Source organism: Aestuariibaculum sp. M13, assembly GCF_024723255.1.
Lineage (GTDB): Bacteria > Bacteroidota > Bacteroidia > Flavobacteriales > Flavobacteriaceae > Aestuariibaculum > Aestuariibaculum lutulentum.
On the sequence record NZ_JANIAC010000002.1, the window covers coordinates 914,173 to 933,486 of the forward strand.

18 protein-coding genes are annotated in these 19,314 nt (G+C 33.0%); 3 read left to right on the forward strand and 15 right to left on the reverse strand.

Going from position 1 to position 19,314, the window contains the following annotated elements; genetic code table 11:
• Positions 1–11 precede the first annotated feature (11 nt).
• Both NO995_RS10990 and NO995_RS10995 read left to right on the forward strand, forming a co-directional pair.
• Positions 12–1,100 (forward strand): AI-2E family transporter, encoded by a 1,089-nt coding sequence (locus NO995_RS10990; RefSeq protein WP_258227547.1) that lies wholly within the window; start codon positions 12–14, stop codon positions 1,098–1,100.
• 6 nt (positions 1,101–1,106) lie between these two features.
• Entirely contained in the window at positions 1,107–2,285 is a 1,179-nt protein-coding gene (locus NO995_RS10995; RefSeq protein ID WP_258227548.1) for a class I SAM-dependent methyltransferase, read from the forward strand.
• A 5-nt stretch (positions 2,286–2,290) separates the two neighbouring features.
• On the opposite strand, the gene NO995_RS11000 is transcribed toward NO995_RS10995, so the two are convergent.
• From NO995_RS11000 to NO995_RS11070, 15 genes are all read right to left on the reverse strand, one after another.
• Entirely contained in the window at positions 2,291–2,746 is a 456-nt protein-coding gene (locus NO995_RS11000) for an RNA methyltransferase (protein WP_258227549.1), read from the reverse strand.
• 25 nt (positions 2,747–2,771) lie between these two features.
• On the reverse strand, positions 2,772–3,368 hold the full coding sequence (locus NO995_RS11005; protein WP_258227550.1) for a gluconate 2-dehydrogenase subunit 3 family protein: 597 nt from the start codon (positions 3,366–3,368) through the stop codon (positions 2,772–2,774).
• A gap of 19 nt (positions 3,369–3,387) precedes the next feature.
• The gene (locus NO995_RS11010; protein WP_258227551.1) at positions 3,388–5,070 is read right to left on the reverse strand and encodes a GMC oxidoreductase; all 1,683 of its coding nucleotides are present in this window, start codon (positions 5,068–5,070) and stop codon (positions 3,388–3,390) included.
• A gap of 160 nt (positions 5,071–5,230) precedes the next feature.
• A complete protein-coding gene (locus tag NO995_RS11015) occupies positions 5,231–6,721 on the reverse strand; it encodes a retropepsin-like aspartic protease (protein WP_258227552.1) in 1,491 nt (496 codons plus the stop codon).
• Positions 6,722–7,271: 550 nt separating this feature from the next.
• Entirely contained in the window at positions 7,272–8,099 is an 828-nt protein-coding gene (locus tag NO995_RS11020) for a DUF6602 domain-containing protein (RefSeq protein WP_258227553.1), read from the reverse strand.
• Entirely contained in the window at positions 8,092–10,242 is a 2,151-nt protein-coding gene (locus tag NO995_RS11025; protein ID WP_258227554.1) for a ThiF family adenylyltransferase, read from the reverse strand. The genes NO995_RS11020 and NO995_RS11025 overlap by 8 nt, the downstream gene beginning before the upstream one ends.
• Positions 10,235–11,242 carry a hypothetical protein gene (locus NO995_RS11030; protein WP_258227555.1) on the reverse strand — a complete coding sequence of 336 codons (1,008 nt, stop codon included), beginning with the start codon at positions 11,240–11,242 and terminating at the stop codon, positions 10,235–10,237. Before NO995_RS11030 ends, NO995_RS11025 begins: the two co-directional genes overlap by 8 nt.
• A gap of 348 nt (positions 11,243–11,590) precedes the next feature.
• Positions 11,591–12,382: a conjugative transposon protein TraN gene (locus NO995_RS11035; RefSeq protein ID WP_258227556.1), complete on the reverse strand. Its 792-nt coding sequence runs from the start codon at positions 12,380–12,382 to the stop codon at positions 11,591–11,593.
• An 18-nt stretch (positions 12,383–12,400) separates the two neighbouring features.
• A complete protein-coding gene (gene traM, locus NO995_RS11040; RefSeq protein WP_258227557.1) occupies positions 12,401–13,246 on the reverse strand; it encodes a conjugative transposon protein TraM in 846 nt (281 codons plus the stop codon).
• Between the two features lie 96 nt (positions 13,247–13,342).
• Positions 13,343–13,954 (reverse strand): conjugal transfer protein TraK, encoded by a 612-nt coding sequence (locus NO995_RS11045; protein ID WP_258227558.1) that lies wholly within the window; start codon positions 13,952–13,954, stop codon positions 13,343–13,345.
• Positions 13,955–13,966: 12 nt separating this feature from the next.
• Positions 13,967–14,803, reverse strand: a complete 837-nt coding sequence (locus tag NO995_RS11050) for a hypothetical protein (protein ID WP_258227559.1) — start codon at positions 14,801–14,803, stop codon at positions 13,967–13,969.
• A 1-nt stretch (position 14,804) separates the two neighbouring features.
• Positions 14,805–15,386: a conjugal transfer protein gene (locus NO995_RS11055; protein ID WP_258227560.1), complete on the reverse strand. Its 582-nt coding sequence runs from the start codon at positions 15,384–15,386 to the stop codon at positions 14,805–14,807.
• A 30-nt stretch (positions 15,387–15,416) separates the two neighbouring features.
• Positions 15,417–17,822 carry a TraG family conjugative transposon ATPase gene (locus tag NO995_RS11060; RefSeq protein WP_258227561.1) on the reverse strand — a complete coding sequence of 802 codons (2,406 nt, stop codon included), beginning with the start codon at positions 17,820–17,822 and terminating at the stop codon, positions 15,417–15,419.
• Positions 17,815–18,093: a hypothetical protein gene (locus NO995_RS11065; RefSeq protein WP_258227562.1), complete on the reverse strand. Its 279-nt coding sequence runs from the start codon at positions 18,091–18,093 to the stop codon at positions 17,815–17,817. The genes NO995_RS11060 and NO995_RS11065 overlap by 8 nt, the downstream gene beginning before the upstream one ends.
• Before the next feature lie 11 nt (positions 18,094–18,104).
• Entirely contained in the window at positions 18,105–18,392 is a 288-nt protein-coding gene (locus tag NO995_RS11070) for a hypothetical protein (protein ID WP_258227563.1), read from the reverse strand.
• 177 nt (positions 18,393–18,569) lie between these two features.
• Between NO995_RS11070 and NO995_RS11075 the strand changes: the two genes are divergently transcribed.
• Positions 18,570–19,226: an N-acetylmuramoyl-L-alanine amidase gene (locus tag NO995_RS11075; protein ID WP_258227564.1), complete on the forward strand. Its 657-nt coding sequence runs from the start codon at positions 18,570–18,572 to the stop codon at positions 19,224–19,226.
• Positions 19,227–19,314 lie beyond the last annotated feature (88 nt).

A 19,314-nucleotide genomic window follows, 5' to 3' on the forward strand; every position in this document is an offset into this window, starting at 1 on the left:
ATATTTACTAAATGAACTCAAAAATCATCGCCAACGGTATTCTTAGAGCGATAGCTATTCTTTTAGGTGTGGCTCTATTGCTTTTCTTCCTTTATAAAATTCAATCGGTTATTAGCTATTTGGTTATCGCCTCTGTAATTTCCTTAATCGGGCGACCTATCGTTTTATTTCTAACCAACCGATTAAAATTTAAAAGTACGTTGGCCGTTGTGGTAACCATCGTCTTTTTACTAGGTTCAGTTATTGGTTTAGTAACTATGTTTGTGCCTTTAATTATTGAGCAAGGACACAAATTATCGTTGTTAAACATCAATCAATTGCAAACCAATATTGATGATTTATATACTGAAATTATTCACTATTTCGATTTGCGAAAAATCGATGTACGCCAGTCTCTTGAAGAAACGAAACTTTTATCTAAGTTAGATTTATCAATGATTCCTTCTTTCTTAAACTCGGTCGTAAGTGGTCTAGGTAGTTTTAGCGTTGGTTTATTCTCCGTTTTATTTATTTCCTTTTTCTTTTTAAAAGACAGTAAATTATTCGAGCATGGAATTTTGATTTTTATTCCGGACAACAAAGAATCACAATGGAAAAACTCTTCAACAAAAATTAAAGATTTACTATCAAGATACTTTGTAGGACTGATTCTTCAAATATCTATTCTATTTGTAATTTATACAACAGGCTTACTTATAATTGGGATTGAAAACCCCATTGTAATTGCGTTTTTATGCGCTTTATTAAACCTGATTCCTTATGTTGGACCACTTATTAGTGTGGTTTTAATGCTGACTCTAACCATGACCAGTCATTTAGGTGAAGGTTTCAGTGATGTTATTCTACCAAAAACATTTTGGGTATTTATTGTGTTTTTAATTGGTCAGTTAGTCGATAATTTTTTCAGTCAGCCCTTTATATTTTCAAAAAGTGTCAAATCACATCCACTGGAAATTTTCCTGGTAATTTTAATAACAGGCATATTATTCGGGGTTATTGGCTTAATTTTGGCAGTTCCGGCGTATACCGCTATTAAAGTGGTTTTAAAAGAATTTTTATCGGAAAACAGCATCGTAAAAAAATTGACTAAAGATTTATAATCCCTTTTGAATACCGACATTTTAAATACCGAAGTTCAGGAATTTATTAATCAACATTTAAATTCAGACATCACCTCGCTAATTCTGAAAGGCTCCCCGTTTCCTTCAATAGATACTAAAGAACTTATTGAACAAATTGAAGCCAAAACCCGTTGTGAAAAGAAATTACCGTCGTGGTTTAATGCGGAACAGATTTATTATCCAAACAAATTAAACATTGAACAAACGTCCTCAGAGGTCACAGCAGTATATAAATCGAGTTTACTTTCAGGGGAATCTATCATCGATTTAACAGGTGGTTTTGGAGTAGATTGTTTTTATTTCTCGAAAGTTTTTAAAAGTGTTGAACATTGCGAGATTAACACATCTCTTTCTGATATAGTAAAGCACAACTACAAACAGTTGGGGGTAAGTAATATTGAAACTCATGCCATAGACGGCATGGAATTTCTAAAAAACACCAACAAAACCTACGATTGGATTTACATCGATCCTTCACGACGTCATGATAGCAAGGGCAAAGTTTTCTTTTTAAACGATTGTCTGCCCAATGTACCAGAACATTTAAATCTTCTGTTTAAACGTTCAAAAAATATATTAATAAAAACATCTCCATTGCTTGATTTTTCGATTGGTATCGATGAATTAAAACACGTTAAAACCATTCATGTAGTAGCTTTAAACAACGAGGTTAAAGAACTTCTTTGGGTTTTGGGACAAGATTTTTCCGGAGACATTTCTATTGAAACCGTGAATCTGAAAAATGACAAAAATGAAGTCTTTAATTTTTCATTTGGTGCCGAAAAAATTCTGGAATCTAATTATAATGATCCCCTCACTTATTTATACGAACCAAACAGTGCAGTTTTAAAAGCCGGCGGATTTCACTCAATAAGCAATCAATTAAAGGTTGATAAACTACATAAGCATTCTCATTTATACACCAGTAATGAGCATATAGAATTTCCCGGCAGATGTTTTAAAATCGAATCCATAGTTAATTACAATAAAAAAGAACTTAAAAAACTCGGAGTAACCAAAGCTAATATTACCACGCGAAACTTTCCAGAAACGGTTGAACAACTTCGAAAAAAGCATAAAATTAAAGACGGAGGAAACACATATCTGTTCTTTACCACCGACTTAAACAATAACAAAATTATTTTAGTAACGAGTAAATTGTAATCTCTTTAAGATCTCGGTTTATCTATGCCTCGATCGTACATTACTATACTTCCTGCAACAGAAACATTAAGGCTTAATTCTGACTTAAACTTCACTAAAAAGTGTGATTTTTCAATGGCTTGTTTAGACAATCCGTGATCTTCGGCACCTAACAAATAAACGCAACGCCTTGGATGATGAAAGGTTTCTAAAGGCACGGCTTCATCGGTAAGTTCAACTCCTACTAATCTTGCGCCTTTTGGCAAATTATTAAAAAAATCGTCGAAGGTTTCGTAATGAAAATATGGCATGGCTTTAACGGCGTTATGGGTATCGCAAGCCTGTTTCGCATAGCGGTTACCTATTGTAAAAATAAAACTGGCTCCTAAGTTTTGAGCCGAACGCCATAACACCCCTAAATTTTCAGGTGTTTTCCCATTTTGAATTCCTATTCCGAAGTATTCATTTGTAAAATTGTCCATGGCGCAAAAATAGACATTTAAAGCTTTAAATGGAAGATGAATTCCCAACCTCACTCAAAGGTACACAGGGCTCATAAACACCCGGAAACGGATTATAATTTAAAATTTCTTTACCTACTACTTCCGAAGTATAATAACCATATAGCGTATAATGCCTTATAAAAGTTAAATATTTGTACGTATAGTATAATTCTTTGTTTTCAACGTCGTCTTCAGACTTAGCCAGAATTTTAAAAATTTCCTGTTGCTGGTCTTCCGAAACCTCAAAATAAGCCGTTAATAATTCTAAGAATTCAACTTGATCGCCTTGAAAAACTTCCTTTTGAAAAACACTTTTAAACTTATTCTCAAAATATGTTTGTCCTTTAATAAATTGTTCTTGCTCTGTTTTATTCAATACTTGTTCCAATACACGATCTATAAACAACGGTACATTAACATCTAATGCCCCAACCGTATCTGAAGCCGGCAAGATAATATCAACCAAATGATGAATTATAATACTTTGCTCCTTATTTAAAAATGATAAAGTGTTATGTCCTGACTTAGAATCTTCTTTACAAGACACCAAAACATTAAACAAAGTAGATGATGCCACAACGCCTCCCAAAATAACAGGCATGGTTTTTAATACTTCCCTCCTAAGCATCCTGATTTCCTTTTATTTGATTAACGGCGTGTTGTGCTGCTCTGGCGGTTAATGCCATATAGGTTAACGACGGATTTTGATACGCTGAAGACGTCATACAGGCGCCATCGGTAACATAAACATTAGGTACGGCATGAATTTGATTATATTTATTCAAGACTGATCTTTTAGGGTCGTGTCCCATTCTAGCCGTTCCCATTTCATGAATGGCGTGTCCCGGATGACACTCAATATCGTAACCTTCCACATTTTTAAATCCTGCCTTTTCAAACATCGCTACAGCCTGCGCCTGCATGTCTTTACGCATTTCCTTTTCGTTTTCTTTAAACTCACAGTCAAACTTAACGGTAGGTTGCCCCCATCGGTCTAACTTCTCGTAATTCAACGTCATCTTATTTTCATGATACGGTAAACATTCACCAAAACCAGACATACCAATTTTCCAAGGTCCCGGTTTAAACAAGTCTTCCTTTAGTTTTGAGCCAAAGCTTAACTCCGGAATGGCACTTTGCCAGTTTTGTCGGCTCGCACTACCTTGAAAGCCGTAACCTCGTAAAAAGCTTTTCTCTTTATTTTCGGAATTTAAATTTCTAAATCTCGGAATATGAAAACTCGCCGGACGACGGCCTTTATAAAATTTATCGTCAAAACCTTCAACCGTAGCTGTGGCTCCCACTCTAAAATGATGATCCATTAAATTATGTCCCAATTCGTCACTATCATTTCCTAAACCATTTGGAAAACGATCGGATTTTGAATTAAGCAAAATCGCGGTTGATGCCACAGTTGAAGCACAACAAAAAATAACTTTCGCTTCGAAAACCAGTTTTTCATTGGTGTTCACATCAATAACCTCAACACCAGTAGCTTTGCCTTCTTTTTCGTTATAAATAATCTTAGAAACAATAGAAAACGGACGTAAAGTCATATTGCCAGTTTTTTCGGCTGCCGGAAGTGTTGACGCATTACTACTAAAATACGCCCCAAACGGACAACCACGCATACAACGATTTCTGTATTGGCATTTTCCGCGACCTTCAAAGTTTTTATCTCCTGTTAGGTTTGCAAAACGCCCAATAGTTAAATGCCTGTCGGGGTATTGTTCTTGTATTTTATTTCGAAATTCAGTTTCTACACAATTTAAATCCATAGGCGGTAAAAACTCTCCATCTGGTAAGTGCTCCAGTCCTAAAGATTCACCAAAAACACCTATAAACCGCTCCACCTTATCGTACCAAGGCGCAATATCTTTATACCTGATAGGCCAGTCTACGGCAATGTTTTCCTTTTTGTTCGCTTCAAAATCTAAATCGCTTAACCGTAAACATTGACGCCCCCAGGTTAAAGAGCGTCCGCCAACATGATAGCCACGAATCCAGTCGAAACGTTTGTCTTCTTCATACGGATTTTCTAAATCATCAACAAACCAATGTTTAATAGATGGATGAGTCACAAAGCCTGTTCGGACTTGTTTATGTTGCTTTTTAAGTTCTTCGGTGGTATTAAGACCTCTGTTTTCAAATTCCCACGGATCAGTATTCCAGGTCGGATAATCTTCAACGTGTTTTACATCTCTTCCACGTTCTAAAACCAAAGTTTTCATGCCTTGCTCGCATAATTCTTTGGCAGCCCATCCGCCGGAAATTCCTGTTCCTATAACTATCGCATCGTACATTGGCTCCTGTAATTCTTCATTTTCACACTTCGTGCAAATAAAATAATTTTAAGAGATATTTATGGAGACTATTCATTTAAAAAAGGTAGACATATTCGGAAAACAAAAAACGGCTTGATAAAACACCAAGCCGTTATATACTGTAAATCAGAATTTTTAATTATAAAGTCACCTCTACCGGCTGTCCTTTTCTAATTACCTTAAAGGTTAAGTTTTCCTTTTGTTGTAATTTTGAAATTTCGCTCGCCGTTAACTCATTAGACAATTTTCCTTCAATACTAATAATACGATCCCATAATTTAAGTGGATCCTTATCACTAGCATCAGTTCCTTCCTCTGTTGTTAAATTGCGCTTTACAACCAACACATTATTTACAAAGCCTATTAAATAATCGTTAACCACAAAGTCTAATGGCAACATTTCTGCATTCATTTTTGTGTACAGATTATAGGTGTTTAAATCGATAACCCAGTTGAATCGGCGTAAAAACTGAATACCAATAGACCCCAATACATTATGCCCGTTGTGTCTTGCTTCTTCATACGACTCTACTGCTAAACTCGAATTTTCAAAGGTTAAGCCGGCAAAACTTATACTATCAACTAAACCTATTTGAACCGGAGTTTTATGCCCTACGCTTACGTTATATGTATTAAATAAAGGTGTCATGCTTTTAACCAGTAAATCTTCATTTTGTAATTTTGTTCCTGATCCAAACATAATGGCTTGATAACCTGCTCCGGCATCTAAAATAAATTCAGATTCGAATGTATTGCCTCTGGCAGAAATGGTTAGCGGAATGGTTGGTACGCCTTCAGAATATCTAAATATTGTTGTGTTATAATCTTTAAAAAAGTCATTTTCACCAAAGGAATACAGAATAATTTCATGACGCTCGAAATTAACTTCTGTGATATAACTTCTGAAAAAATTAGAACCTCCAATAATTCCATCTAAACCCGGTTTTATTTTAGGAAACATCACCATATTTTGATTTTTAAGTACAAAATCGTCTAAAATCAATGTGTTTCCTGAAGAATAGTTAACTGTCATTTCTCCACCAGGCACAAACACTTTACGAGCCTCAGTAATTTTAACACCTATTTCTTCTTGTAAATCTGCTTTTAACGCCAACCCATCGGCTCCAGTATCAAACAACATATTCAACACTTTATCGGAATCATTTAATTTAGCTTTTAAAATAATAGAGCCTCGATCGTAAATAAAAGGGAATGTTGCTATTTTTTTTGATATTCCGTAACGATTAAAATTAAAACCTTTTTGGTCTAAATAATCAGAATACAGCAGTTTACCTTCTTTTGAAAATACTACATTTGAAATCTCTTCTTTTTCACCAAAAACATAGTGAACCTTACAAGTTCGCTGTCCATTTATTTCTGAAACGGCATCCCAATACATCGTATTTGGCTTTCTAGCCTTTTCTATAAAATCTTTAAATGAATTGGTTGCCACAGGATGTTGATAGACTGCAAATCTAAAATCTTTCGAAATAAACTCATCAATTAAAGTTTTATCTCCTTTTAGCAAACAGGATTTATAGACGTTAAGTGTGTTAAACTCTTGTTCTGTTCCTTGAGAAAACACCTTTAGTGAAATAAAAATGGATAGTGTTAAAGTAAAAATCTTCATAAATTTAGTTTGTTAGTTATTTAAAAAAAAGGGTTACTACCAGGGTAACCCTTTTTACTTCTTCACTTAGTTTTGAGTGACTAATTCAAATTGTATATTATGAAAAAATATAGTTCAGTGAGAAGTCTAAAAATCATCAGCTTTCATTTTCCTCTCTCATAAAAAACTTCGGCAGGAGATTTTTATGAAAACGCTTAAAAAGATAAATACCCTTATAGCAATTTTTAATTTTATGATATTTTTAAGATATCGAGGATTAATAAAAACTGAACCAACTTAGATAATCATATGGATGTGACTATTATCACTAATTTTGTTACGAAGTTATTAAAAACAAAAAAGCTCCACTATTTCTAGTGAAGCTTTTGTGATCGCGACAGGATTCGAACCTAATCTCTCCTGCCCTATATTTACTACATCACTTAACTTTCAAAACAACAACTGTTAACCGAATTGTTGACCGAAATAGAATACTAATGGATTTTCAATAAAACACAAATATACTGAACAAACAGATTGTAATTAGAAAAAAGAAAAATTACAAGATTATTTAAATCTCTTGATCAATTTCAAAGTTTATAGCTTTCGCATATTCTGATAAATCAATAGCAGCTACCGTTCCAATACTTTGCTGTAAATATCTCGAGAGCTGAAGAAAAAAAGTAACCAAAGAATTATATTTATAACTAAACTCTATTGTATCGAAGGTTCTATCATTATAAAATTCTAAAAACTGTTTGTTATATATTTCAGCTGAATCTGCTTTGCTTTTTAAAATACTATCATCTTTAATATAATCAACATAGAAACTTTTATAGTTTACCGCACAACCAATATCTAATGACTTAAGTCCCTTTAAAGATTTCAAATGCTTCTTAATTGTATCATCTTTTTTAATTTTAGATTCAAATGAAAGAACACCTCCTAATATTTTTGTTAAGCTAATAGGATCTCTCTTTTGCCCCCTATCTATTATGCTTGCCGATGTTCTAAATAACTTCCTTACGCTTTCAATTTTGTCTCCCGCGTATAAAATGTAGTTTTTATTTAAATCTGGTTTTACCTCAAAAACCGCATAGACTCCTTCAGCTGGTATATATTTTGTGTTTTTTTGAATAAATACAAATGGTGTATACGTTTGATCGTAGATTACTAAATCAATTTGCATACTCTTATTACCCTTTGAATCAATAATAATTGCTTTGTCAACGCAATATCGACTTGGTAAATATGTTTTCAAGTAATCAATCCATATATCTTCAAAAGCATCTCCTTTAGTTGTAGAATGTTCAATAAATTCTCTATTAGTTTTCATTTCAGAAATCATTTGAGATTGAAGGCCATTGAATAAACCTCTTAAATCTACTTTTTCACTCATACTTTCTTAACTTTTTATTTGAATACACAAAGAGCTCTTTTCCATATGGTACACTTCCTATTTGTGCTATCATTAATAACGGCTCATCAATTGTAATGTTTTTATCTTTTGCTATTTCTTTCATAGCGTTTAAATCAACCTTACTCGGGGAGGTTGGGCCATCTGGATGAGAATGCCATTCTCCTAAATAACCAATTTTACCATTAGTTAATTTATGAATATTTTTTAACCTATCATTTAGTGAACCAGGATGTCTAACAAAAACTGTTTTTCCATTTTCATATTTATCAGGTATCAAAATATTTGTGATTATAAAGTTTTTATTTTCCTTAAAACCAATAAATACACCTCCGAACTCTTTAGGATAATGAGTAGTTATGTTTTCTTCTATTTTTCTTAAAACGTTTCTTGATATATGTATAGAACTATCATTATAACTACAAGTATAATATTCATATTCTTCAATATCTATTCTTGGCATGTCATCAAAATTTGGTTTTATAATAAATGATTCATTAGTGTTATTTTTAGAGTAATTATCATTTATAATTTTCAAACCAGTGTTAAGCAAGGTGCTTATGTCATTAAAGTTTGCTTCAAATGTAGGGTATCCGCATCCTGTTCCTTCTATATAAGTTGGAGGTTCATTTTCAATATATTCAAATATTGTTTTAGATTGTTTGGTTAAATCTTTACCGGTAATTGAAACAAACGATTTAGCATTATTAGTTATCCCGAAACTAAAAATACTTCCTTTATAATCAATTTTATCTAAAATAAATGTTACTTCAGGGTCTGTTGAACAATCAAATATTATATCAACATTTTTATTAAAAACATTTTCTATTTCATCTAAATCAACTCCATTAAGTTTAGTATCCAATTGAATAACATTTATGAAAGGTGAAATACACAAGAGTCTATTAGCTAATCTTTCAGTTTTTGGATAAATAGTGTCATCTAAATTGTAATTAGCCCTGCATAAATTTCCACCTCTTATTGAATCAAAATCTTCGAGAATAATAGTTCTTAATCCTCCTCTAACTAATACTTCAGATAAAGTACTTCCTAATGCTCCACAACCGATGATTAAAATTTTGGAATTAGTTATGCTATTATTTAATTTTCCTCTACCAAAAAATCTTTTAAAGTCTATGTTTTCAGAAGTTCCCCAATAAATTTTATTTTTTTTCAGACTATATTCGAACCCTTTATTTGTTTCATCTCTTTCTTTCCGTTGTATTCGTTTAAAATCAATAGGAAGATTTTTTTTTGATATTCGGATCATATCCCAATGCTCTTCATAACCATCATCATTTGGGATTTTATAACCAATAATTAGGAATAAATAGTTTTCTATATAGAAACTTTTACCAAATTCACGTTTAAGACCATTATATAAATATTCAATAAATTCGTCAGATAAATAGTCTTTAAATTCACTCCAATTCTCAATACCTTTTCTTCCTTTGACATTTTTCTTGATAGGTTCACCCTCCATGAAATAATATATTCCCTTCTTACAAGTCTTACTTTTCAAAATTTCTCTAAAAGAATTAGACCAATTGTCTTCCTTTTTATTGTCAAACCCTAAACGAAATATTTTTTTAACTGGGAATTTTGTTTTTCCGTATTTATCATCAGAATAAATAGAATAATCAAATGTGCCAAATTTATGTTTATCAAAATTATTTTTGATGTTTGTGAAGTGTAACCTATCTATTCTTCCTTTTTCTGTAGTATGAACTAAATAAGAATAATTTTCATCCTCCTTTCCAAGAATATAATATTCCCTTATCCATTGTTTCAAGCATTTTAATTCATATAAAAACTTTTTATCGAAATCATCATCTTTATCGGGATGAAAACACACAGACCCATCTAAATTTATATGATCTAAACCAATGTAATTTTCATTTCTAAAAATTATCGAAATGTTGTCAGAATTAGGATGAGTTAAAGGATAATGATGTGGAATACTAATATCAAAAACGAATATTTCGTTTAAACAGCTAACTTCTATTTTACCAGAAAAATAGATGCCATTTCGTTGTATAGAATCTGAAATTAATACATCTTTATCTCTTTCTATTAATCCATTGATTCTTTTTATTATTTTCTTGTCTATTGAGTTATTATCCAAACTTACTTGTGCTTAAAACAGATGCGGAAGATGATTTGGATTCAGAACCATTATCATCATCATTATAATCTTCATTAATTGGAAAATATTCTTTGATTTTATCTGAATCTTCATCTACCTCTTTAATAGTCTTTTTCATATCTCGCTTAGTATCAGATTTTGCTGTATCACTCATTGCATCTGAAACTATATTACTAGAATTTACTGGGTCTACTAAATTATTTTCCGTGATATTGTCAATTATATGATTCATTACCATTTTCACCTTTTCCCATAATCCAATTGGAATTTCATCTGAATTATCAAATGCTTCTTTTGTATAAAGTTCCATCATAAAAGATTTGATAAGTTTTCCTCCATTTTTGTTTTTCCTTTCGGTCTTCCAAACCTTTAACAATTTTGCTACTTTTCTTTCATGAACTCGACCACTTCCTGCAAGTAAATCAACATGTTTTTTTATATTAGTTTTTATTCTTATTTTACCTTCATCTTCCTCTTTTTTAGAGCGATTGGGTGGATGAATATGAAGACTTAAATCTGTGTTGTTAGAATTATAGTCACTGTTTTTAGGTCTCTCACGACCAGGTACCACATCCATTTGAAAATCTTCACCATCAATATCAAATTTCAAACCTATAGATACCTTTTGTTTTCTGACATCTTCTTTTATTATATCATCATCTTCTTCAGTATATTCATTTCTTAAATACTTATAAACAGAATCAAACATTTCTTCAAGTGTAGCAAAACCGTTATCATCCTCCTTTTCTTTTTTAAGAAAGGGTATACAACAATCTATATCAAACTTTGTATTAATTGCAGTTTTCTTTGCATAAGAACCAGAATCAATAGAATTAGAAGCTTTTTCGGAAGAAAACTTATTATTAAGAGCTTCTTTAACTTTATTTTTTTTAGCTATAAACTTGTCGATATTTTCAACTTTATTAATATCATGGGTTTCAAGTACTTTCTGTAAATGTTCATTTTTGTTTGTAGCCATAACGCAAAATTAATTCTGTATTTCAAAACTTATATCAATTGGTAAATCATAATTTAAATGAAAACTACAATATTATAAAGGATATAAATTTTGATACAATAAAACAATATTCTCAACCCAAAGATACATTGTTAAACAACTAATAATCTATCAATTAATAATTTTTATTAACAGAAATATTAACGTTACTTTTCATACACTTATTAATTATTAAACTATCTATATTCGACCGAAGATAAAAATCTAAGTTCTCTCGATTAAACTAAATTCATCTAAAAATAGAATTGAAAATTATCTCCAATATGTAAATCTCAACTCCTATATATTCTCATTTGATACTTTTGAAAGCTACTTCAAGTTTAATTTTCTGTTTCCATTTTTTTCAGATAATTCAAATTCCAAATCTTCATTATCTCCCATAGAGAACTTCGGAAATACAAATACAAAAGTTTGTATATTATCCTTTGTTACTATCTTTGAAAACTGGAGTTTATAAACAGCGTCCAATTCTAATTGCTGATAAGAAGCTTTTCTTTTCTTGTTTATCGAAACTCTAAAAACCTTCAAGTATTCAATTTCAAAATCGATCTCGGATTTATTCTTAATCTCAAATACCATATAAACTTCATCTCTGTGATACCTGGTTTCAAGAAGTTTTAAAACAATACCGTCTTTTCGTTTGGAACGTTCTGCTAAAAAATCCATTCCCAAAAGATACCTACTAAACTTTTCATAGTAATCATAATCCTTATTCTTTGGTTTTGGTTTTTCAATATATGTTGGTTTTGGATTAGGTTTTTCGTTACCAATACTCTTTAGAGGCGACAAAAAGTAATTCAACTTTGAAATTGAATCTTTATACTTAATTATATAGGAATACACCTGTCCATCATCTGTAATAGCAAGCAGATTACTATTGTCTCCAGGGCGTGCCTGCAACAACCCAAAGTATTGCTTCTCTTCTCTGTTATAGGTAAACACAAAGTCTTCAGATCCAGTTATCCCCTGCCTGATATAATCAGGAAAAAAGAGTGCCACATTCATCTTGTCATTAGCATAAATAGTATCTAGTGCAACTCTTTGAGCAAACGTAGCAGTTATCACTACTAACGATATTATAGTTAAAAAATAAGTTTTCATTTGTAATTGATTTTAAGGTTAGTTATCTACTTTTAAGTAAAGTTTGTAGTTATCCAGGACAGTTACTTTGATGCTGCGATTATTTCTTTGGAAAATGCTTTTTACACCGCCTACTTGAGGTAAGCCAGCGATATTGATATCCTGAACCACATCTCCAATAACTTCAGTGGTCGCCTCGCCTCTAAAACTGTTTTTCACATAAATCCCTTCATTTCCATCTGACCAGTCATAAGCTTTAAGTTTAACCGGATAGTGGTTGAGATTATTAATATCAATAATAGTTCTATTAGGTTTGAAATCAACAAATCCATAGACTGGCATGTTCCTAGGAAATACCCTGCCATGAATTTCGGTATCCTTTAATAGTCGCATTTTTATTCTGTAATCCGTCTTTACGGTTTGAGTCCCGTCTATCATTACAGGGATAAGATTATCACTACCCCCTGACACCACGCCTATGGGATTAGATGCAAAAAATAGTTGATGTTCCAAACCAAGTTCTTTGGTATCGGTTTCTTTCTCTTCTGCTGCTTTTATGATTTGATCTTTAATCTTAGGCGCTGAATAAGTATGGTTTTGTAGAGCTTCTTTTTGAGCAGTTTCACGAGCATCTGTATAATAGATTCTACTGTTTTTATAGATGCTATCTACGATTTTCTGCTTTTGTTTGTCCACATAACTGGTGTCATAAACTCCTAAGGAGTCCAAATACCGCTCATCATAAATACTAGGAGCATTGGTCTGTTTAACTTCCTTAAGATCATTTATAGCCTCCAGTTTGGACTGATATTCTTTATTTTCATCATCCAGTTCAGGTACTGGTATTTTACTGGCATCCATTACGGGCTGCTTATCATCGCCCATTACCATGACCACTTGCACTATAATAAACAAGATTAGGGAAAGAATCATACCGGCAAATGCTAACTTTTTTTTATCTACATTCATAATCATTTGGATTTAATTTATTTCTAATTTTCTTAAACTCTTTTCAAAATAGTTTGTAATGAGCAGTCCATGGGTATTATTCGGAAAGCTGCGATCCACATGAATCAAACTACCAGTGGTTATCAGCTCATAAGTATCAATGACAGCCCCTCTATTAATCTCAAAAACGGTATTAGTTTCAAATGAGTAAGGTTCCTTTTGAATATCAATTCTGGAGCTAATGCTTTTTACCTTTTGAACCAGTGAATATTGCAGCAGTCTATTATAAACCCCATCAGCTTTTTTTTGTCTGTATAAGGCATCCACAGAGCTGTTACCTAACCACAAAGCTTTCTCCAATTGAGTTTCATAATTTCCTGCATCAATATTGTAGAAATACCTGTGAAAAAGGTCTAAGTGCGATAAGGCCTCTACTTCCAGATTCTCATATTGTGAAACTAGTTTCAGAGGAATAACACTGCCTTCAGTACTGATAGCAAAAGCACTCTCTATCATCTGTTTATGTTGTTTTATTACCAGAAGTATGGAAATGATACTGACTATAGCTGCAGCAATTACAACAGTATAAACAATAAACCGATTGAGTTTTAACACGCTGTATATATCTTTAAATGGTGTTTTCATACGCTTAAATTTTTAAGATGTAAATAGTTTAATAGTAAATGAAGTGGCTCTTCTATAGAGTTTAAACTTTAGAAAGACGATAAATCCAATGGATCCTAGTTCCAATACCGGCGCAAAGAGATGACTACCCCAATCTGTACCAAAGAGCTCTGACCAGAAATTGGTATTGATCTCCGTATAGAGATTGTTTACAAAGACATTAACCAGAAAAAAGGCCGGCACCAGCATATAGACTCCCGCATAGAGCCTAAAAAAATGATACCCCATGCTTCTAAACTTTTCAAAAACAGAAAGACTAATCACCAAAGGAAAAAAAGCCTGCATAATGCCCAGTAAAAAATAACGCTCCGCTAAAAACAGTGGATAGATAAATAAATCCAAAAGCCAAAGAAACAATGCTATTATAAAAGAAATCACCTTTAATCCAAAGAGCGGACTCATCAGCGCTTCATAGAGTAATATCATGGCTTTTTTGGCGGCTTCCATGGCACTCACATCCTGTTCAATATCCAGGTCCTGCATTTGAAGTGGGAGGAGCGCCGGAGCCGTATCTCTGTATTGGGTTTCAATAGCTACCAGAATACTGTCAAATACCCCCAGAATCTGAGTGGAGAAAATAACCAGAATAACCACAGCAAAATTCTTAGCCAGTTCTCCAGGGCTCAGACCCCAGGTGTAACCATCTTGTTTTACAATACCTTCATTGTATTTTTTTAAGATGTTAATAAGAAAAAACAGTATTGCCAAAGATTTCATACCCGTTATGGTATACTCCGCAAAATCACTGCTTTTAATGGTTGCAAAAACTGCATCCACATACTCCAGTCCTATGCCTAGAAAAAAGCCCATCTTAATAATTGGTTGTTCTGGTGTTAATGCGCTGCTGCAAATCTCTAAAAGCTATAATCTCTTTATAACGTTTAGTCTTTAAGGTAATCTCAGCCACCATTTCTTTGGACTCCTCTTCTTTCTCTTTTAAAAATACCGCTCGCTCTGCATCACTCATATCTAGAGTGTTACTCGATAAGATCTGAGATACAAAATCCAAATCCTCCAGTGATTGTTCTATAATCGCATCAAAGGATGCTGAAATCCGGGCTACCTCTTCAGGTCTGATGTGTGGTGAGTTTAGTATTTTTCTTAAATCATCCTGAATGAGATTATAGAGCTGCTGATTATTTTTATAGAGTTCTTTTACTGCGTTGAGTTGTTTAATAACATTACTGACCTGCTCAATGCGATCCTTTTGCTGTTTTAAAAAACTAACGGTTTTAAGCAACTGTGATGTTTGCTTGGCCGATTCTATCAGGGATTTGGCCAGACTGATAAAATTGGTATTATCATAAACCGGCATCCCCTGGGCCACAATGTGGCCAGATGAAAAAATGATTAAAGTGATTGCTAGCACCAAAGTTCTGATTTTCTTTTTCATGATAATAGATTTTAATAGTTAAACAATGATTTATATATCCTTTACATAAGCTTTTATTGCTGCTTCCATATTTCCTGTTTTGTTATACAGTTCCATGATGGCTTCATTCTCCTTACCATCGGTGAGGTAAGCAGCAAAAACTTCTTTAGGCACCTCCAACCTGAAAATATTACTGGTCTTCCCGATTTTGATAAACATCTCTGTATACTTTTGCTTTCCTGAAAGGTTGTTTCTAATTGAACGAAGTTGATTCAAATCATGAGTGGAAAGATTCAGTCGTTTTTGAAGCTCATCATAGCCCTTTTCATTGTGCAGACTATAAACCACCTGAGTATTTTCCAAAATACTGGCCGAGGTCGAGTTATCAGGCAGCTGATTTATGGATTGAAGAATAATACCTATAGCGCCATTTTGCTTTCTAATGGCCTGATAGTAAAACTCAACACTCTCCAGAACATTTTTAAATTTGAGTTGCTTAGCAAACTCATCAAACAGGATAATCCCCTTCTCTGCTCTGTTTCTCCAAATGGTACGCTGAATAGCTGATTTAATAAGCTTAAGCATAACCGATAGAATCTCCTTATTGTCCCTGACTTCATCCAGTTCAAAAACAATAAGTCGTTTGTCTTCTATCTTGTAAGTTTGATCCTCGGAGGTATTGAACAAAAAGCTATAAAGTCCGTCACCAACATATTCTGATAACACATGCAAAAAATCATAGAGGTTAAAATACCGCTTGTGAATCCCCAGCTCTTTTAGCAACTGATCCTTTCGATTATCTACAAACTGATACAGTCCAGAAAGTGAATATGTTTTATCCTTGGCATGTAAATAATAGTGTCTAAGCACTTTTTTAATGGCCACTTCCAGGGTTTTAGTAGCCTCTTGTCCTGTAGCCAGCAACTCTAAAATAAAAATAGCCAGATCCTCCAAACGCTCCGGGGTAATATCCGCCTTGCTTTCAATATAAAAGGGGTTAATACCAAGATTTTTACCTTGTTCATACCTTAAAATGATATGATCCTCTGGATAAAGCTTCGCAAATTTGGAATAGGAACCTCCCAGGTCAATAATTACCAGACGCACCTTACTTTCAAAATACTGCCTAAGTATATTATTAGCTAGGAAGGATTTCCCTTCTCCTGTAGGGGCAAAAATGGCAAAGTTGCGTGCCTTGATGCGTTTCTTCTGCTCATCCCAGACATCCTTTAGCACTGGAATATTAAACTGCCGATCATTAAAGATGACACCGGTGGTGTCCGATTTATAATTGGTGTTATTGATTAGTAGACACAGGGCGTGTTTCAAATCGGTAACATATAGATCTTCATTTGAAAAGTTTGATGCATGACAAAAAAAGGAATTTAAAATATAATGTTTACGCTCTTCTCCTTTTGGATAATACGGCAGCATATCGAGTTCCTTAAACTCAGCCTTGATTTTGGAGGCTATATCTTTTAATTTCTCTTTATCCTTTGCCCAAAACATGACGTTAAGATGACCTCTAATAATCCTTGACGTTTCATCTTCATTAATGGAGGCGACAACATCTTCTATCTTTTTTAAAATGACTTTGTTCTGGGTTCCGAAATTAGAACTCTTTTTCAGCTCCTCTATTTTCTTCTCTAGTAGCTTACGCCATTTATGTTTGTCATCCAGATAAATGATTTTATTAACAATATGGTTCTCATCCAAATTGAGTCCAATACCATCTATAAACCCCTGATGAAAGCTAAAATCATCTGAGGTAAATCGGTCATTAACTTTACTGGACCCGACCAATTCCCCAAAGCAGCTCTCATTATTAATAGCTAGGACATCAAACTGATGGTCTCCTGCCGATATTTCTGTAGTCTTTAAGTTCATATCTGTTAGAAACCCCTGATTAAAACCATTAAAATATTGCCAGGTTAGGTTCTCAACATTTTCGACATCTAAAGGTTGTAATTGTAGCTTGCGACTATTATTTACATAAGACACGGCGTCTCCCACAGCGGTTATAAACTGCTCAACCTGTCGATCTACTGTTTTATAAATTCCCTTGTCATATTTGATAAAAGGATTTATATATTTTGCGCTACTCACCCCTTTATTGAGTGGCATGGTAAAAAACAAATAAGATTCATGTTTTAAATACCCCCGACCTTTAAAATGATTCGCTGTAGCTTGTTCCAAAAAGGAGATATTCGGTAAATCTTCTGAAGTATAACTGTTTTTATGATATATGTCCTGTTTATGAATTACTGTCCCAACAGGTAGTGATTTAATAGCTTGAAACCATATACCATGAATGGCTTCAAAATCAGACTCTGACAAAGAGTAGATCTCAGGAAGATTACAAGCATATCCCAAAATCACATTCCCATTACTGGCGAAAACCATATGATCCTGCACATCTAAAACCGGATAATATTCTAAAAAATTTAATTTATTCATAATATACTGGGCTTAGTTTTTTTGAGCTGATGGCTTTTGGGAAAACCCTATTAATCTGTAATACGCCTTTCTGTTTTACCAGATGGGTTAGTATGACGTATAGTCCACTATTCACTGCAATCACACTTAAAATCATCATAAGACTGAAGGAGAAAATAATTACCAGCAAGGACACTAAAACAGAAGTCATCATAATAGCAAACAGACCAATGGGCAGTCCCATAATCATGGCCTGTTTTCTAATATCCTTATACACCTTGAATGTTTTCATAGGCTTAAAGCTTATACAACAATTCCAATGAGATAAGTAAAGATGCCTACCACAGCACCTGCAATAAGTACAAAGACCAGTACCCGTGTAATCCCTTTTTTAAGATCTGCATTCTCACCGAAGAAATGTCCGGCGTTAAAAAGAAAGCCAATTAAGAAGATGACTCCAAGAATGATTGGAAAAACGGATCTAATGGTATCGGAAACATCATTTACCGATTGTTCAATGCCACCGATTTGAGCAAAACTGCTATTAAAAATCAGCAGCGCTAAGACTGTAAAATACATTGCTTTTTTCATGTGAAATTTATTTTGATTAATAACGATTTCGTCTTTGATAAAATTACAATATATTTACACTTAATTAATTGATTTTCAATTAATTATAAAAATAATATTATTTAAACTAATTTGGTTTTATTTGGATTCAAATGAGTTCAAAAAATATGAAAATCAGCCTCTTAAAACTTAAAAATCGTGACTAAAAATCAAAAATCGAAGACTCAAAACGTCGTTTTTCTTCTAGTTTTCCTAAAAATCGCTTTGGTATTTGCTCAAGACCTTTGTGGTAAAAAAATCGTATTAATTGATCCCGGTCATGGTGGATATGATTCTGGAGCTGTAGGGTTTGAAATTCAGGAAAAAGATGTTACTCTGAATATTGCTTTAGAACTTTTAAAATGGAATACACTATTATTTGAAGATGAACTAGAAATTTATCTTAGTAGATATAAGGATACTTATATCAACTTATCAGATCGAACTAATCTAGCAAAAACATTACAAGCGGATATTTTTATTTCCATTCACTGCAATGCGGCCAGCAAAAAAGCCAATGGTTTAGAAATCTTTATTCCTGATAGGCAAAACAAGTTCACTGTGCCTTCTACTGATTTAGCTAAAGCAATTCTATCTGAATGTCATAAAAAATTAGGATTTAACTCAAGGGGCATTAAAACTGCCAATTTTCAGGTTCTTTGTTCATCCACTTCATATTTTCCTGCAATACTTATAGAGACCGGCTTTGTAACACACCTGGATGAATCGAGATATTTTTCCAAAGAAAAAAACATTAAAGCCATAGCTCTGGCCATTCTTATAGGACTTAATAACCATTTAAAACACCAATTATGAAAACTGTATACACCAAACTTTTTAGTATCTTAAAGTGTTTTATCACAGAACTATTAAAAGAGGTATTCTTGTGGCTCAAAAAAATATA

Excerpts from the sequence above, each read along its gene's own strand:
- NO995_RS10990 (WP_258227547.1), top strand. The coding sequence starts at position 12 with ATGAACTCAAAAATCATCGCCAACGGTATTCTTAGAGCGATAGCTATT.
- NO995_RS11000 (WP_258227549.1), bottom strand. The coding sequence starts at position 2,746 with ATGGACAATTTTACAAATGAATACTTCGGAATAGGAATTCAAAATGGG.
- NO995_RS11005 (WP_258227550.1), bottom strand. The coding sequence starts at position 3,368 with ATGCCTGTTATTTTGGGAGGCGTTGTGGCATCATCTACTTTGTTTAAT.
- NO995_RS11010 (WP_258227551.1), bottom strand. The coding sequence starts at position 5,070 with ATGTACGATGCGATAGTTATAGGAACAGGAATTTCCGGCGGATGGGCT.
- NO995_RS11015 (WP_258227552.1), bottom strand. The coding sequence starts at position 6,721 with ATGAAGATTTTTACTTTAACACTATCCATTTTTATTTCACTAAAGGTG.
- NO995_RS11020 (WP_258227553.1), bottom strand. The coding sequence starts at position 8,099 with ATGAGTGAAAAAGTAGATTTAAGAGGTTTATTCAATGGCCTTCAATCT.
- NO995_RS11030 (WP_258227555.1), bottom strand. The coding sequence starts at position 11,242 with ATGGCTACAAACAAAAATGAACATTTACAGAAAGTACTTGAAACCCAT.
- NO995_RS11035 (WP_258227556.1), bottom strand. The coding sequence starts at position 12,382 with ATGAAAACTTATTTTTTAACTATAATATCGTTAGTAGTGATAACTGCT.
- traM (WP_258227557.1), bottom strand. The coding sequence starts at position 13,246 with ATGGGCGATGATAAGCAGCCCGTAATGGATGCCAGTAAAATACCAGTA.
- NO995_RS11045 (WP_258227558.1), bottom strand. The coding sequence starts at position 13,954 with ATGAAAACACCATTTAAAGATATATACAGCGTGTTAAAACTCAATCGG.
- NO995_RS11050 (WP_258227559.1), bottom strand. The coding sequence starts at position 14,803 with ATGGGCTTTTTTCTAGGCATAGGACTGGAGTATGTGGATGCAGTTTTT.
- NO995_RS11055 (WP_258227560.1), bottom strand. The coding sequence starts at position 15,386 with ATGAAAAAGAAAATCAGAACTTTGGTGCTAGCAATCACTTTAATCATT.
- NO995_RS11060 (WP_258227561.1), bottom strand. The coding sequence starts at position 17,822 with ATGAATAAATTAAATTTTTTAGAATATTATCCGGTTTTAGATGTGCAG.
- NO995_RS11065 (WP_258227562.1), bottom strand. The coding sequence starts at position 18,093 with ATGAAAACATTCAAGGTGTATAAGGATATTAGAAAACAGGCCATGATT.
- NO995_RS11070 (WP_258227563.1), bottom strand. The coding sequence starts at position 18,392 with ATGAAAAAAGCAATGTATTTTACAGTCTTAGCGCTGCTGATTTTTAAT.